The organism is Exiguobacterium sp. s48 (assembly GCF_018617395.1).
Classification (GTDB): domain Bacteria; phylum Bacillota; class Bacilli; order Exiguobacteriales; family Exiguobacteriaceae; genus Exiguobacterium.
The window spans coordinates 486,349-500,916 of sequence record NZ_JACSKC010000001.1; the positions used below are offsets into that span (position 1 = coordinate 486,349).

Sequence of the window (14,568 nt, forward strand, 5' to 3'; positions counted from 1 at the left end):
TCTGTATGCACATACAGGGAGGAACAAGACATTATGAATTTACTAGACAAAACACGTCAATTGAACACGATGCTTCAACAAGAGGCGAGTGCGCATGTTGACTTTAAAGAAATGGCGGACAAAATGCGCGAAGTGCTGGAGTCCAATACGTTTATCGTGAGTCGTCGCGGGAGACTTCTCGGCTTTGCGATTAAACAACAGATTGAGAATGACCGAATGAAGGCATTCTTAGTAGACCGACAGTTCCCAGAGCCATATGCATCGAACTTGTTCAATGTGAAAGAAACGACAGCGAACATCGACATCGATAGTGAATATACGGCATTCCCTGTCGAGAACCATGACCTATTCCTTAATTCGAAGACGACGATCGTTCCAATCATCGGTGGAGGAGAGCGTCTAGGAACACTCGTCCTCGGTCGTTTGGCAAATGAATTCACGGAAGACGACCTCGTGCTTGCTGAATATAGCGCGACTGTCGTTGGTATGGAAATTCTTCGTGAGAAGGCCGCAGAGGCAGAGACGTCAGCACGTAAGAAGGCTGTCGTCCAGATGGCAATCAACTCGCTATCGTACTCTGAACTTGAAGCGATTGAGCATATCTTCGAGGAACTCGGAGGAAACGAAGGTCTTCTAGTTGCTTCCAAAATTGCCGATAGAGTGGGAATCACTCGGTCAGTAATCGTCAACGCACTTCGTAAATTAGAAAGTGCGGGCGTTATTGAGTCACGTTCTTTAGGAATGAAAGGAACGTATATCAAGATATTAAATGACAACTTCTTGTTTGAATTACAAAAACTGAAATCAAACTGAAATACAACTTTCGATGTGTGATTTCCATTGAAAACACTTTAAATAGGGACTTTATCCCTAAAAAACCGCTTTCCTAATCAGGGAGGCGGTTTTTTTTAGTACAAAAGTAATTATTTTCTGTTTTTAACGTTAATTCGACAAAAAGATGTTAACCCATTTACCTATGTTTTAAAAAATATCTTTCAAGACTGTTACAGATTTGTTTCAATGAAATAGTAGAATTTCCAAATCAGGTATATTCAGTAGTCATTATATGAAAGCGAGTGAACGCCATGAATTGGATTGGTAGTGACTATCAATTACTCAAGCAAGCCGTCAATCATGCAGTCCTCAATCAGAAAGTCATTAGTCATAATCTTTCGAACATTGATACGCCTAACTTTAAAGCGAAACAGGCAGTGTTTGAACAAACGCTCCAAAGTGAGATGCGCCTGAAGCTTCAAGGTGGACGTCCGAGCGATTCGACAGAATCTAAAGTCGTTGATCGTGCAGGTGGGGCGATGAGAAGTGACGGCAACAATGTCGACTTGGATTATGAGATGAGTGAACTGGCGCGAAACCAACTCCAGTATGAAGCGATGATGGAACAATTGAATCGCAGGCTCGGAGGATTAAAATCAGTGATTCGAGGAGGTCGTTAATCGATGGGTATGTTTGATAGTTTTCATATCTCAGCATCGGCATTAACCTCTCAACGTTTACGGATGGATACCGTATCCGCAAACATTGCGAACGCTCAGACGACACGAGGGAAGCTCGTGGATGGGGAGTGGCAACCGTATACGAGAAAGATGACCGTGTTACAGGAAGCACCTTTCCGAAAGCAAATGAACGCCATCAATGGCGGGGTACAAGTATCACAAATCATTGAAGATGATGCCCCTTATAAGTTGGCCTATAACCCGAGTCATCCTGATGCGGACGAGCGGGGTTATGTTCAGATGCCAAACGTCGACCTCTTAAAAGAAATGGTCGACCTGATGGGTGCGACACGCTCTTACGAAGCAAACATCGCAGCGATGAACGCGTCAAAGGCGATGCTCGTCAAAGCGATGGAAATTGGTAAAGGATAAGGAGTGATGAAGGATGCAAATTAACCCGATTCAATTGATGAGCCCAGAAGTCACGCCATCAATCAACAAATCAACCCCATCTCAATTCGGGTCATATTTGAATGAAGCGATGAACGCTCTGAATGAAACACAACAAGCGACAAGTCAGGCCCGTAAAGATTTGGCCATCGGGAAGGCTGACCTTCATCAAGTGATGATTCAAAGCGAAGAGTCGTCGATTGCGATGCAACTTGCCATCGAGGTGAGGAACAAGGCTGTTGAGGCCTATCAAGAAATGATGCGAATGCAAGTTTAATTGTAGAGGATGACAAGTTGCGATGAATGAACAATTAAAAGAACGATTCAAAACCATGACTGACTCCATAAAGGCGATGCCTGCAAAGCGAAAACTCGTATGGGGCATCTCGATTGCGGTCATACTAATCGCGGCCATTGTGCTCACGTTCTTGCTTTCAAGACCGAATATGGCACCTCTCTACACAAACTTGTCTGCTCAAGAAGCAGGTGAAGTGACGGAGAAGCTAACAGCGGACGGAGTGCAGTCGGAAATTAAGGCGACTTCGAACGGAGTAAGCGTGTATGTCCCGAATGAAATGGTCGATCAGTTGAAAGTGAGTCTGGCCGCAGCTGGAATTCCTAAATCTGGGTCGATTGACTACAGTTTCTTCAGTGAAAATGCTGGTTTCGGTACAACAGACCGTGAGATGGCTGTTATCGAACGAAGTGCGATGCAGACGGAGCTCGAGCGTCTTATCACACAAATCGAAGGAATCAATCAAGCGAAAGTCATCATCTCACTTCCTGAGAAATCTGTCTTCTTGGCAGAAGATCAAGGTGAGCCGACCGCATCTATCGTCTTGAACATAGGAGCGGGAACAAATTTAGATCCGAATACGGTAAAAGGTCTCTATCATTTGATTAGTAAAAGTGTCCCGAACTTGAAACCGGAAAACATTTCAATCATGGACCAATACTTTACGTATTATGACCTTGATCAAACCGTTGTTGCTGGAGGTTCTTCATCAGATCCATTGGCGCTCAAGAAACAAGTCGAAAAAGACGTCCGTCAACAAATCCAGCAGATGCTCGCAGTGTTGCTTGGTGAACGGAACGTACTCGTCTCCGTCACGGCTGATATTGATACGACACAGACGGCGGAAGAGCAAAATCTTGTCACGCCAGTTGATGAAGAGAATATGGAAGGGATCGTGACATCGGCCGAGCGAATCGCTGAAGCATATACGGGTGGAACCGGAACAGCGACAGAAGCGACGGGAACTGGCGAGAATGACACAATCAACTTCCCTGCAGCGACCGGCGATAGTACGGAAGAAAGTGAAAAGAATCATGAAATCATTAATTATGAAGTCAACCGTATTACCAAACAAATTCAAAACGCACCGTATACGATTCGTGACCTTGGCGTTCAACTCATCGTTGAACCACCAGATGGCGCGACAACAATCGATCCACAGCTAGAAGGTGACTTGGAGACGATGATGTACTCAATCATCCGAACATCGCTAGCGAAAACGGATGAAGCTATAACGGATGCTGAACTTGAACAGAAAGTCGTCGTTGTATCAAGACCGTTCGCTGAAGTGGAAGAGGTTGCGGCAACAGAGCAATCGACACCGTGGTGGATGTATGCGGCAGCAGCCGGAGCGGTTGTTCTTCTCGCCCTTGTCTTCTTCGCGATGCGTCGTCGCAAACAGGAAGTGGTGGAAGAAACGAACGAATGGGAAGTTCCGTATGAAGATGAAGTACCTGACCTAGACCTCGAAGAACGAGGTGAAGGGGCAGTGAAGAAGAAACAGCTCGAAAAATTAGCTGAAAGTAATCCAGAAGAGTTTGCTAAACTGCTTCGTACTTGGATGTCTGAGGAGTGAGTAACGTGAACTATGCAAAACAATCGAATCGCGAAAAAGCAGCGATGCTCATGATTTCCCTGGGACCGGAAGTGGCAGCGAACGTCTATAAACATCTTTCAGAAGAAGAGATGGAACAACTGACGCTTCAAATTTCAGCGTTGAAAAAAGTGTCCCCGGAAGAAAAAGATAGCATTCTCGGTGAATTTCATGAACTCGCTATGGCGCAAAGTTATATCACTCAAGGTGGAATCGGTTTTGCGAAGACCGTTCTTGAAAAAGCGGTTGGAGAAGATAAGGCGATGGCATTGATTCATCGCCTCACCTCTACGCTTCAAGTAAGACCGTTCGAGTTTGCTCGTAAAGCAGATCCGAAACAATTATTGAACTTTATCCAAAATGAACACCCTCAAACGATTGCATTAATCTTAGCGCATTTGGAACCGGTCAAGTCGGGGCAAATCCTATCGGAACTTCCACCTGAAATTCAATCGGAAGTCGCGAAACGGATTGCCACGATGGATCGACTCAATCCGGATGTGATTCACGAAGTGGAACAAATCCTTGAAAAGAACCTGTCGCAGACAGATATGCAGGATTATGCGCAGTCTGGTGGAATCGAGGCGGTGGTCGAAGTGTTGAACGGTGTCGACCGGACGACGGAACGCACCATCCTCGATGCACTCGAGATCGAAGATCCAGAACTTGCAGAAGAAATCAAAAAACGGATGTTCGTCTTCGAGGATATCGTCACACTCGATTCTCGTGCGATTCAACGAATCATTCGCGAAGTCGCGAACGACGACTTATTGCTTGCACTCAAAGTGTCATCAGAAGAAGTCAAACAAATCATCTTCAAAAACATGTCCCAACGGATGGTCGAAACATTCAAAGAGGATATGGAATTCATGGGACCTGTGCGATTGCGTGACGTCGAAGAAGCACAGAGTCGAATCGTCGGAATCATTCGTCGCCTAGAAGATGTCGGTGAGATTGTAATCAGTCGAGGTGGAGGAGATGACATCGTTGTCTAATGTGATTAAACGTCAACGTGCAACGTCAAATGTACCCCAACGAATTGAATCTATGCGGCTAGAAGCCCCTGTTCTTGAAACGTCTGAAGGAATTGATCATCATGCTGTCATTCAATCGCAATACGAAAAGCTGAAACAAGAAGAAGAAGCGTTTCAGCAATTCCAGTTGACAGAACTTGAACAATTAGAGCGTTTCAAACAAGAAGCATTCGAAGCAGCTCACGCTGAAGGATATCAAGAAGGTCTTCTTCAAGGGAGACAGGACGGATTGAACGAGTTTGATGACATCTTGACCCGTTTGAACTCAGTGTCCACCGAATTAGAACTTTTGTTTGAAGAGAAGTGGAGACGAGCGGAGCAACAACTCATTGAGTTGGCAGTCTCAGTCAGCGCCCATGTGACGACGGAGCTTGTTCGAAAAGACGAAGAATTATTTGCGACAATGATTCGAGAGCAAATGACTCAGATGATTGATGCCGGAGCACTCACAATCTTTGTTCATCCAACTCGTCTTGCATCGATCCAACGATTTGAATCAATGTGGAAGACGGATGAAACCCTACCTCTGAAATATCGTGGAGATGGATCCTTAGATGAAACAGCAGTGCGAATTGAATCACCACATCGTGGCAATGAAGTCGATTTATCGTACAGCTACGAACGAATCCAAGCCAAAATCGAGGAGGTTTTAGCGGATGGCGCTTATTGAGAAGGTCATTGAATCGATCAATCAGTCTTCAGATGGCGAATTTACTCGTAAAATCGGTCGAGTCTGCCGAGTCGTCGGCTTAATGATTGAATCCAATGGACCGAGCGCGTTCGTCGGAGAGCGATGTTTGATTGTCCTACCTTCGAATGAAACGGTTGAAGCAGAAGTAGTGGGCTTCAATGAAGAACGCGTACTGCTGATGCCATACGGTGAAACCACACAGATTGCGCCGGGATGTCTCGTGAAAGGAACTGGCAAGATGCTTCAAGTTCCTGTAGGCGAAGAACTGATCGGTCAAGTGCTCGATGGGTTAGGGCGACCGTTGTCTGGCGAACGGCTTGTGACCGGAAAACGTTACGATGTACAACGCAAACCACCAAACCCATTGAATCGACCGAGGATTTTGGATGCGCTCTCGACAGGCGTCCGGATGATTGATGGTCTACTGACTGTAGGGAAAGGTCAACGGGTCGGATTGTTCGCCGGGTCCGGGGTCGGGAAGTCGACCTTACTTGGAATGATTGCCAAACGTTCTTCGGCTGATATAAACGTCATCGCATTGATTGGAGAACGTGGTCGCGAAGTAAAAGAGTTCATCGAAAAAGAGCTCGGACCAGAAGGCATGGCTCGTTCAGTCGTGATTGTAGCGACGAGCGACCAACCTCCACTCGTTCGCTTGAAGGGAGCCTATACGGCAACCGCGATTGCCGAATATTTCCGAGATCAAGGGAAAGAAGTGATCCTGATGATGGATTCGGTCACACGATTTGCGATGGCACAGCGTGAAATTGGCCTCGCGACTGGCGAACCGCCGACATCAAAAGGATACACGCCATCCGTATTCGCCATGTTACCTCAACTATTAGAGCGAAGCGGAACGGCAGCTACAGGTTCAATTACTGCATTTTATACGGTACTCGTCGATGGAGATGATATGAACGAACCGATTGCCGATGCCGTGCGTGGGATTTTAGACGGACACTTCGTCATGGACCGGGCGCTCGCAAACCGCGGGCAGTTTCCCGCCATCCATGTGCTGAAATCGATCAGTCGAGTCATGAACCAGATTGCATCGCCGTCACATAGGGAAGCGGCTCAAACGTTTCGTAGTTGGCTCGCGACGTATATCGATGCAGAAGATTTGATTAATATCGGAGCGTATAAAAAGGGCACCAACCCTTCAATTGATACCGCCGTTGAGAAATATCCGTACTTGCTGACGTTTTTAAAGCAATCGATTGAAGAAGACGCCGCATTCGAACAGACGATGACCCACTTGTCACACATCGCGCGAGGTGAATCATGAACAGACTTATATTAGAACGAATCATGCCGATTGCAGAACATGAGAAAGAGGATGCTGCCATTGAAGTGAGAGGTTTTAAGGCAAAACTCGAAACGGAAATGGAAAAACTATATGAACTGCTCCTCATGTATGAGGCGTTGATCAAACATCAGGACGAACAGTCCGGAAACATCGACCTTCTCATGTCGCAGTATCGAGAAAAGACGCGAGAGCAAGTGAAACGTCAAATCGAAACACAACAGCTCGTCGTTCAGCAAGCACGCAATCGCTATCATGCATCGCAGGAACGATTGCTTGGCAAAGTAGTAAAAGAAAAGAAATACGTCACGCTACACGAAAAAGTCAGTCTGCATGAGACGACAGTAGCAAAACTTACGGAGCAACAGATGATGGATGAACTTGCAGTGATTCATCATGGGAAAGGGAAGTAGCATGGCAAAAGAGAACAATAAACGAGGCAAGCAAATGATTGTGGCGTTAGTCCTCATTCCGGCAATCTTCATCTTAGTCGGTGGAATCGTCGTCATGAACTATGCGATGGATCGCCCCCTCTTGTCTGTTCCATTTTTAGAAACGAGCGATGACCAATCGGAAGTGACAAAAACGACTGAAACGAAAGTCAACGTAACGGGAATCGATTCGGACACAGCGAACCGATTGAAGGCCGCGAATAGCGAGATTGAAAAGCTTCGTAATGAAAATGTTGAACTGACGAATGAAGTAAAAGCGAGACAGAGCGAGATCACGGATTTGATTCGTGAACGAGACCGACTCGTCGCTGAACTTGAAGCCGCGACTAAAGAGGAAGCGACGTCATCTGATGTGGCGAGTGTATACGAAGAAATGTCGGCCAAGCAGGCGGCAGCCATCATGGGAGAACTCGAAAGTCCACAAGTGGCGGAACTGTTGAAGGAGCTATCGCCTAAACAACAAGCGGACATATTAGGTCGAATGAATGCACAACAGGCTGCGGTTGTGACGCAGCTTCTCCAATGAATAGGAAAAAGGAGGGCCAACATTGAATATCGCTTTATTGACACAAGCCATTCAAGGGTCGATGGCTCGCACCGGAATGGCGGAAGGCGAATCACAGGGGGCGGGCGGTTTTTTAAGCCTCTTATCTGCGATGCTCGCGCCGATGCAAAGTTCAGGGGAGCAGGTAGGGCTTCCTCAGCTTGAAGAAGGTGTGCTTCCTGAAGAACCAGTCGACTTAGAAAAAGTTGCACAAGAACTCGAAACGTGGTTTCAAAAACCTGATACGTTGAAGTGGCTCAAATCACTTCCGCAAGATGCGTATCGGACATTTATGGACGCATATGTAGGGTTACTCGGACAACTGTCTAATCCGTCGCCTGAAACAGAAATCTCGTCTTCGGTTTTACCGATGATCACTCAGACTGCGACTACGCCGAAAGTCCATATTACGAAGCAAACAGAGGGGAATGCTCAGACGACCAACATGTCACTCACTCAGCCCGTTCCAAACCAAGAACTTGCCAAACATGTTCAAACGATGCAACGGATTATTACACAGTATAAAGGACCGGTCGAAGGCACATTGAAAGATGTTCCCGTCTTGCCGAATGTTGAAACGGTGGAAGTCGCAAAACCTGCACGGCAACCGAACAATGTGGAATGGATGCCGAAAGGAATGAGCTGGTCGAAACCTCAAATCGATGTCGATACCGTCATGTATGCCTCTAAAGGTTCTCTTCCTGAAAACTTGCAGGCTCGGATTGAGGCGGCGCTTCAAAAAGCACCGTTCAAAAGTGGGGCAGACGGTTCTAAAGTATTCACCGTCAGACTCTATCCGGAACAACTTGGGGAACTCGTCGTCAAGCTAGAGCGAAAAAATGGAGAACTGGTAGTCAAGATGTTTGCTAGCAATCAAGAGGCGAAGCAATTGATTCAGTCACAAGTCCAACAGTTGCAACAAACGTTGACACCGCACTCGCAAAACGTTCGGGTCGAGGTCAACTTGACACAGCAAGCGCTCGAGACAAAGTCAGCGATGTCAGACGGTTCTGAGCAACCGGAACAAGAGCAACCACAAGAACAGCCTAAAGGAGGGTCTGAAGATGACGAGCATCCAACCGAAGACGAATGATTACACATTGCCAGACCAGTCGCTCCCAAAAGCGACGAACCAATACGATAAAGACATGTTCATGAAGTTACTGCTCGCTCAAATCGCGAACCAGGATCCGATGTCGCCGATGGAAGACCGCGAGTTCATTGCACAGATGGCGCAGTTCTCTTCTCTCGAACAAATGCAAACCATCTCGAAACAACTCGATTCTGTTCTCGTCGACCGTCACATGTCGTCGATTTCTGAATACAGTAGCATGATTGGGAAAACAATCGACTTCACATCTGAATCAAGTGAAGAGACGACGAAAGGCTCAGGTCGGGTCGTATCCATTTCACGAAACGACTTAACAGGGTATATGGCCGATCTTGAAGACGGCACATCCGTCAGCGTGTACGATATCACATCCATCAAATAATCATAGGAGGAATGCATTATGTTAAGAGCAATGTACTCAGGAATCAGTGGATTGAAGAACTTCCAATCGAAGCTAGACGTCGTCGGGAACAACATCGCCAACGTCAACACGTTCGGTTATAAAAAAGGTCGCGTCACGTTCAAAGACCTCGTCAGTCAACAAGTTGGTAGTGCGTCGGGTGGTAACGGAACGACTGCAGGTGGAATCAACCCGAAAGAAATTGGACTAGGTGGTACGATGGCAACTGTCGATAACGTCTATAACCAGGGTGCTATGCAAAACACCGGCCGTGCTCTTGATGTCGGGATTTCAGGCGAGGGCTTTTATGTTACTCGTACAGAAAACGGCTTCCAATATACTCGTGCTGGTAACTTCTACACAGATAATGATGGAAACCTTGTCACAGGAGACGGAACGTTCTTACTTGCATCTCGTACTGCGACGACACCTCCATTGACACCACCAGCAACGACTCCACCACTCAATGCTGTTGAAACTCCGATCACACCGTACGACCCAACTGTAACTCCAGGTCCTACACCTGCATATGGTCGTATTCAGATTCCAGCAACTGCTAAGGCTATTTCTGTCGCAAAAGACGGGAAAGTTAGCTTTGTAGATGACGCAGGTAAGCTACAAGTGGCAGGTTATATTGTCACAGCGAATTTTGCCAACAACGCAGGTCTTTCAAAAACTGGTGCAAACAATTTTTCTGAATCACAGAACTCAGGTATTCCACAGATTGGGATTCCAGGAGCTGATGGTAGAGGGTCACTCGTCTCAGGTGCACTTGAAATGTCAAACGTTGACCTTTCGGAAGAGTTCACAGAAATGATCGTGGCACAGCGTGGATTCCAGGCGAACACACGAATTATCACAACATCGGACGAGATTCTTCAAGAACTCGTTAACCTGAAACGCTGATGATTCGCGTCACGGCATTTCGCGGTGAGGAGTTCGTGCTCAACGCTTTGCTCATCGAAACGGTGAAGGCAGAGCCCGACACGATCATCCAATTGTTTAATGGCAAAACGTATCTTGTAAAAGAATCAAAAGATCAAATCATTGAACGAACTGAAGCCTTTTATCGCTCAATCGGTTTAGTTGGAACGATGTTCACAAGAGGTGAAGAAGATGAGTGAAGAAGAAAAGAAAAAAGGTGGCGGCCTGAAGGTCGTGATCATCCTGCTTGTCGTCCTTCTCGTCATGGGCGGTGCCGGATTCATGACTTACAAATATGTCTTTGGGGATAACGTCACTGCTAAAACGAAACCGGTCACGGCCGAAGAGTTGGCGGAACGCAGTTTTATGACTGATGACATGACGACGAACATTCAAGACGAGCGTTTCATCAACGTGCAATTTACGATTGTCACGGATTCTGCAGACACGAGAGAAAATTTAGAGCTTCGTAAGTTTCAAGTGCACAACGTCATTCTCGGTGACCTGTCCGGCATGACGAAAGCACAGTTGGCAACAAAAGAAGATATGCAAAAATTCGAACAAACATTACGAGAACAACTTAACGGACTGCTTGAAGAAGGTGAAGTCCAACGCGTCTATATGACGAAGAAAATTATTCAGTGAGGTGGCATCATGGGAGAAGTACTGTCTCAACAAGAAATTGATGCCTTACTATCTGCTTTAAGCAGTGGGGATGTCGAAGCGGACTCCTTTCTCGCACAAGAGGAAGAGAAGAAAGTTCGGCAATACGACTTCAAACGAGCCGTTCGATTTTCAAAAGATCAAATTCGTAGTTTAACTCGGATTCACGAGCATTTTACGCGCATGCTCACGACATTTTTCTCGGCTCAACTTCGCACGTATGTTCAGTTTTCGGTCAACTCGGTCGAACAATTACCTTACGATGAATTCATTCATTCCATCCCGAGTATGACGATGATCAACTTGATTGAGGCGCCACCGTTAAATGGGCGATTCATCATCGAGGTCAATCCGAACATCTCATATGCAATGTTAGACCGATTACTTGGTGGTCCCGGTGTCGAGATGGATAAAATCGAATCGTTTACCGAAATCGAAATGCGGATTTTGACGCAATTGTATAAGCGAGCCTTCTCCTCTTATGGAGATGCTTGGGAATCGATTGCGGAGATTAAAGCAGAGATGTCGGCTGTTGAAGTGAACCCGCAGTTCCTGCAACTCGTCTCACCAAACGAGACGGTCGTTCTGATTTCAATCGGTGTGACGATTGGCGAAGTGAGCGGGACAATCAATGTCTGTCTTCCATTCGTAACAATCGAACCGGTATTATCCAAACTATCGAGTCACTACTGGATGCAGGAAGCGAATCGCCGGAATGCGAGTCAGTCGAGTAAGGAACCGCTTAAAGCGCAGTTGATGAATTCGACGGTCGAAGTCGTGTCCTTGTTAGGGGAAACGACCATCACGTTTGGAGATTTGTTGCATCTCGAAGTCGGAGATTGTTTGGCACTCGATCAATTGGCAAAAGAACCTCTGTCCGTCATGGTAGGGGAAAATAAAGTATTTAAAGGGCAAGTCGGTGTGAGCGGGAAGCGAATGGCGGTTCAAGTGCTTCACCGTGTGAAGGAGGAAGAGCAATGAGTGAGATGCTGTCACAAGATGAAATTGATGCGTTATTACGTGGGACAAACGACAATACGCCGACGCCAGAAGTCGAAAACAAAGAAGAACATTTAGATTCGATGGAGAGCGATGCACTCGGGGAAATTGGAAATATTTCATTCGGGAACTCGGCAACGGCGTTGTCGACATTACTACAACAGAAAGTTGAAATCACGACCCCAGTTGTCAGTGAAGTAAGAATCGAATCATTACGCGAACGTTATCCGACGCCTCACGTGGCGCTACGAGTTGGCTATACAGAAGGAATCAAAGGAGAGAACGTTCTCGTCTTGACTCGTGGAGATGCGGCCATCATCTCTGACCTGATGTTAGGTGGGACCGGAGAGAATGTCGATCCGGAGAGCCTTGATGAGATCCGTTTATCAGCCGTCCAAGAGGCGATGAACCAGATGATGGGGGCAGCCGCAACGTCTCTATCGACGGTATTTTCCAAAAAGATTGACATCTCTCCGCCGCTTGTCGAAGTGTTCGATGCAACGAAGAATCAAACCATCATCGATCGCCTTGAACTATGGGAGACGATGGTACTTATCGAATTCAATCTCAAGGTAGGCACGTTGATTGATTCAACAATCGTACAGATTGCCCCGATTCAATTTGGGAAGCAGTTAGTCGATGAGTTGATGAAGGCGACTGGGGAGGTCCAAGCGGCATCGGAACCGGTGAAACCGCAGCAAAAAGCAGAAGCGCCAAAGCCGCAACCACAAGCCCAACAACAGGCACAACAACAAGCCCAACCGGTCCCGCAACCGGACAAGCAAAAGTCGATGCCGGAAGTAGCAGTGAGCCAGGTAGAATTCATGCCGCTCCAGTCACCTGCATCACAAGAGGTAGCCCCAGCGAATCTCGGTTTGTTGTATGATGTCCCGTTGAACGTGACAGTAGAGTTAGGCAGAACGAAAAAATCCGTTCGCGAAGTACTTGAGTTATCACAAGGCTCCATCATCGAACTCGACAAACTAGCGGGTGAACCGGTAGACATTTATGTCAATCAACAGCGAATCGCTAGAGGAGAAGTCGTTGTCATTGAAGAAAACTTTGGGGTACGTGTAACAGAAATTATTCAACCGCATGAGCGGATCGGAATCGTTTAAGGAGGAATTTAGAATGAGTGCAAAAGTATTAGTAGTAGATGACGCAGCGTTCATGCGCATGATGATCAAGGACATTTTGACAAAGAACGGATATGACGTGGTAGGAGAGGCAGAAAACGGAGCAGACGCAGTCGCGAAGTACCGTGAACTCACGCCGGATCTCGTTACACTTGATATCACGATGCCTGAAATGGATGGACTCGCAGCACTTAAAGAAATTCGTAGCTTCGACTCGAATGCGAAAATCATTATGTGTTCAGCGATGGGACAACAAGCGATGGTCATCGATGCCATTCAAGCTGGCGCAAAAGATTTCATCGTAAAGCCGTTCAATGCAGAGCGCGTCATTGAAGCAGTTTCTAAAACGGTCGCACAATGAAGAAATGGTGGTTGATTATTCTTCTCGTGGTCGGACTTTATGTTCCGACCACGGTTGAGGCCGCCACCGTAGACCAGCAATTCGAGCAACAACAGACAGATGAACAGGAAAGTAACGTTCCAACGACAGCGTCAACGATTGGCAATGGCGTGAAAGTTGTGTTAAGTCTCGTCGTCGTGGTCGGCGGTTTTATTGTCTTGATGCGGTGGCTCGGTTCCAAAACACAAGGCGTGAAAGCGACTCAACATATGAAACATCTCGGGGGCGTTCCGCTCGGTAAAGATCGATCCGTTCAACTCGTGAAACTAGGAGACCAAGTCTATGTTCTAGGCGTAGGGGATTCCATTCAACTTATTGACCGACTCGATGCGGAAACGGTGGATGAAGAACAAACAGAATCTTTATCACTCCGAACAACAAATTCGAACGCATTTTTAGATACCTTTAAGAAACAACTCGCTCAGCTAGAAGAAGTGAGGAAGAAGTCATGACAACGTTTGAGCAATTAATTAATTTAGAGACGCCAGACAGTACGTCGACATCAATCAAACTCTTGATTTTGTTGACTTTGCTGACGCTCGCACCGTCCTTTTTAATCTTGATGACTTGCTTTACCCGGGTCGTGGTCGTCCTGTCCTTTATTCGACCGGCGCTCGGTACACAGCAAACGCCGCCGAACCAGCTGATAGTCGGATTGGCGCTATTTATCACATTATTCGTCATGTCACCTGTTCTCTCTGATTTAAATCAGAATGCACTGAAACCGTATCTTGATGACAAAATCTCACAAGATGAGGCGTTCGATGAGGCGAGTGGAACGATGAAGGAATTCATGTCGAAATATACAAGACAAGAAGATTTACAGCTGTTTTTAAAATATGGGAATTACGAACAACCTGAAACACTTGATGACGTGCCACTTCTCGCTTTAGTCCCGGCATATGCAATCAGCGAGTTGAAGACCGCTTTTCAAATTGGTTTCATGATTTTCTTACCGTTTTTGATCATTGATATGGTCGTCGCGAGTGTCCTCATGTCAATGGGGATGATGATGCTACCACCAGTCATGATTGCTCTCCCATTCAAGTTGTTGCTGTTTGTATTGGTTGATGGTTGGCATTTAATTGTGGAATCACTGCTTAGAAGTATGTAGGGGG

20 protein-coding genes are annotated in these 14,568 nt (G+C 46.5%); all 20 read left to right on the top strand.

From position 1 onward, the window contains the following. Positions 1 to 33: 33 nt before the first annotated feature. The 20 genes from codY (at position 34) to fliP (ending at position 14,564) form a co-directional block, all read left to right on the top strand. Positions 34 to 813 carry a GTP-sensing pleiotropic transcriptional regulator CodY gene (codY, locus tag KNO66_RS02475; protein ID WP_214691812.1) on the top strand — a complete coding sequence of 260 codons (780 nt, stop codon included), beginning with the start codon at positions 34 to 36 and terminating at the stop codon, positions 811 to 813. Positions 814 to 1,085: 272 nt separating this feature from the next. Then, the gene (gene flgB, locus KNO66_RS02480) at positions 1,086 to 1,454 is read left to right on the top strand and encodes a flagellar basal body rod protein FlgB (RefSeq protein ID WP_214740091.1); all 369 of its coding nucleotides are present in this window, start codon (positions 1,086 to 1,088) and stop codon (positions 1,452 to 1,454) included. 3 nt (positions 1,455 to 1,457) lie between these two features. Beyond that, on the top strand, positions 1,458 to 1,886 hold the full coding sequence (gene flgC, locus KNO66_RS02485) for a flagellar basal body rod protein FlgC (RefSeq protein WP_214740093.1): 429 nt from the start codon (positions 1,458 to 1,460) through the stop codon (positions 1,884 to 1,886). 13 nt (positions 1,887 to 1,899) lie between these two features. After that, positions 1,900 to 2,181 carry a flagellar hook-basal body complex protein FliE gene (gene fliE / locus KNO66_RS02490; protein WP_214740095.1) on the top strand — a complete coding sequence of 94 codons (282 nt, stop codon included), beginning with the start codon at positions 1,900 to 1,902 and terminating at the stop codon, positions 2,179 to 2,181. Positions 2,182 to 2,203: 22 nt separating this feature from the next. Beyond that, positions 2,204 to 3,775 (top strand): flagellar basal-body MS-ring/collar protein FliF, encoded by a 1,572-nt coding sequence (gene fliF / locus KNO66_RS02495; RefSeq protein WP_214740097.1) that lies wholly within the window; start codon positions 2,204 to 2,206, stop codon positions 3,773 to 3,775. 5 nt (positions 3,776 to 3,780) lie between these two features. Then, positions 3,781 to 4,788, top strand: coding sequence for a flagellar motor switch protein FliG (gene fliG, locus KNO66_RS02500; protein WP_026826250.1), 1,008 nt, complete (start codon positions 3,781 to 3,783; stop codon positions 4,786 to 4,788). 1 nt (position 4,789) lies between these two features. Next, complete coding sequence (locus KNO66_RS02505) at positions 4,790 to 5,497, top strand: FliH/SctL family protein (RefSeq protein ID WP_353048529.1); 708 nt, start codon at positions 4,790 to 4,792, stop codon at positions 5,495 to 5,497. After that, positions 5,484 to 6,803 (top strand): flagellar protein export ATPase FliI, encoded by a 1,320-nt coding sequence (fliI, locus tag KNO66_RS02510; RefSeq protein ID WP_214740100.1) that lies wholly within the window; start codon positions 5,484 to 5,486, stop codon positions 6,801 to 6,803. The genes KNO66_RS02505 and fliI overlap by 14 nt, the downstream gene beginning before the upstream one ends. Then, on the top strand, positions 6,800 to 7,234 hold the full coding sequence (locus KNO66_RS02515) for a flagellar FliJ family protein (protein ID WP_214740102.1): 435 nt from the start codon (positions 6,800 to 6,802) through the stop codon (positions 7,232 to 7,234). The genes fliI and KNO66_RS02515 overlap by 4 nt, the downstream gene beginning before the upstream one ends. Before the next feature lies 1 nt (position 7,235). Continuing rightward, a complete protein-coding gene (locus tag KNO66_RS02520; RefSeq protein WP_214740104.1) occupies positions 7,236 to 7,799 on the top strand; it encodes a MotE family protein in 564 nt (187 codons plus the stop codon). Positions 7,800 to 7,821: 22 nt separating this feature from the next. Continuing rightward, complete coding sequence (locus KNO66_RS02525) at positions 7,822 to 8,910, top strand: flagellar hook-length control protein FliK (protein ID WP_214740106.1); 1,089 nt, start codon at positions 7,822 to 7,824, stop codon at positions 8,908 to 8,910. Then, positions 8,882 to 9,310, top strand: a complete 429-nt coding sequence (locus KNO66_RS02530; protein ID WP_214740108.1) for a flagellar hook capping FlgD N-terminal domain-containing protein — start codon at positions 8,882 to 8,884, stop codon at positions 9,308 to 9,310. Before KNO66_RS02525 ends, KNO66_RS02530 begins: the two co-directional genes overlap by 29 nt. Positions 9,311 to 9,328: 18 nt before the next feature. After that, positions 9,329 to 10,234: a flagellar basal body rod protein FlgG gene (flgG, locus tag KNO66_RS02535; protein WP_214740110.1), complete on the top strand. Its 906-nt coding sequence runs from the start codon at positions 9,329 to 9,331 to the stop codon at positions 10,232 to 10,234. Further along, complete coding sequence (locus KNO66_RS02540; protein WP_214740112.1) at positions 10,234 to 10,452, top strand: flagellar FlbD family protein; 219 nt, start codon at positions 10,234 to 10,236, stop codon at positions 10,450 to 10,452. Before flgG ends, KNO66_RS02540 begins: the two co-directional genes overlap by 1 nt. Beyond that, entirely contained in the window at positions 10,445 to 10,897 is a 453-nt protein-coding gene (locus KNO66_RS02545; RefSeq protein ID WP_214740114.1) for a flagellar basal body-associated FliL family protein, read from the top strand. The genes KNO66_RS02540 and KNO66_RS02545 overlap by 8 nt, the downstream gene beginning before the upstream one ends. 9 nt (positions 10,898 to 10,906) lie before the next feature. Continuing rightward, on the top strand, positions 10,907 to 11,896 hold the full coding sequence (gene fliM / locus KNO66_RS02550; protein ID WP_214740116.1) for a flagellar motor switch protein FliM: 990 nt from the start codon (positions 10,907 to 10,909) through the stop codon (positions 11,894 to 11,896). Next, a complete protein-coding gene (fliY, locus tag KNO66_RS02555; RefSeq protein WP_214740118.1) occupies positions 11,893 to 13,032 on the top strand; it encodes a flagellar motor switch phosphatase FliY in 1,140 nt (379 codons plus the stop codon). The genes fliM and fliY overlap by 4 nt, the downstream gene beginning before the upstream one ends. A gap of 13 nt (positions 13,033 to 13,045) precedes the next feature. Next, positions 13,046 to 13,411, top strand: a complete 366-nt coding sequence (locus tag KNO66_RS02560; protein ID WP_015881400.1) for a response regulator — start codon at positions 13,046 to 13,048, stop codon at positions 13,409 to 13,411. Continuing rightward, on the top strand, positions 13,408 to 13,902 hold the full coding sequence (locus tag KNO66_RS02565; RefSeq protein ID WP_214740120.1) for a flagellar biosynthetic protein FliO: 495 nt from the start codon (positions 13,408 to 13,410) through the stop codon (positions 13,900 to 13,902). Before KNO66_RS02560 ends, KNO66_RS02565 begins: the two co-directional genes overlap by 4 nt. Continuing rightward, positions 13,899 to 14,564: a flagellar type III secretion system pore protein FliP gene (gene fliP, locus KNO66_RS02570; protein ID WP_214740126.1), complete on the top strand. Its 666-nt coding sequence runs from the start codon at positions 13,899 to 13,901 to the stop codon at positions 14,562 to 14,564. Before KNO66_RS02565 ends, fliP begins: the two co-directional genes overlap by 4 nt. Positions 14,565 to 14,568 lie beyond the last annotated feature (4 nt).

Excerpts from the sequence above, each read along its gene's own strand:
- codY (WP_214691812.1), top strand. The coding sequence starts at position 34 with ATGAATTTACTAGACAAAACACGTCAATTGAACACGATGCTTCAACAA.
- flgB (WP_214740091.1), top strand. The coding sequence starts at position 1,086 with ATGAATTGGATTGGTAGTGACTATCAATTACTCAAGCAAGCCGTCAAT.
- flgC (WP_214740093.1), top strand. The coding sequence starts at position 1,458 with ATGGGTATGTTTGATAGTTTTCATATCTCAGCATCGGCATTAACCTCT.
- fliE (WP_214740095.1), top strand. The coding sequence starts at position 1,900 with ATGCAAATTAACCCGATTCAATTGATGAGCCCAGAAGTCACGCCATCA.
- fliF (WP_214740097.1), top strand. The coding sequence starts at position 2,204 with ATGAATGAACAATTAAAAGAACGATTCAAAACCATGACTGACTCCATA.
- fliI (WP_214740100.1), top strand. The coding sequence starts at position 5,484 with ATGGCGCTTATTGAGAAGGTCATTGAATCGATCAATCAGTCTTCAGAT.
- KNO66_RS02515 (WP_214740102.1), top strand. The coding sequence starts at position 6,800 with ATGAACAGACTTATATTAGAACGAATCATGCCGATTGCAGAACATGAG.
- KNO66_RS02520 (WP_214740104.1), top strand. The coding sequence starts at position 7,236 with ATGGCAAAAGAGAACAATAAACGAGGCAAGCAAATGATTGTGGCGTTA.
- KNO66_RS02530 (WP_214740108.1), top strand. The coding sequence starts at position 8,882 with ATGACGAGCATCCAACCGAAGACGAATGATTACACATTGCCAGACCAG.
- flgG (WP_214740110.1), top strand. The coding sequence starts at position 9,329 with ATGTTAAGAGCAATGTACTCAGGAATCAGTGGATTGAAGAACTTCCAA.
- KNO66_RS02540 (WP_214740112.1), top strand. The coding sequence starts at position 10,234 with ATGATTCGCGTCACGGCATTTCGCGGTGAGGAGTTCGTGCTCAACGCT.
- KNO66_RS02545 (WP_214740114.1), top strand. The coding sequence starts at position 10,445 with ATGAGTGAAGAAGAAAAGAAAAAAGGTGGCGGCCTGAAGGTCGTGATC.
- fliM (WP_214740116.1), top strand. The coding sequence starts at position 10,907 with ATGGGAGAAGTACTGTCTCAACAAGAAATTGATGCCTTACTATCTGCT.
- fliY (WP_214740118.1), top strand. The coding sequence starts at position 11,893 with ATGAGTGAGATGCTGTCACAAGATGAAATTGATGCGTTATTACGTGGG.
- KNO66_RS02560 (WP_015881400.1), top strand. The coding sequence starts at position 13,046 with ATGAGTGCAAAAGTATTAGTAGTAGATGACGCAGCGTTCATGCGCATG.
- KNO66_RS02565 (WP_214740120.1), top strand. The coding sequence starts at position 13,408 with ATGAAGAAATGGTGGTTGATTATTCTTCTCGTGGTCGGACTTTATGTT.
- fliP (WP_214740126.1), top strand. The coding sequence starts at position 13,899 with ATGACAACGTTTGAGCAATTAATTAATTTAGAGACGCCAGACAGTACG.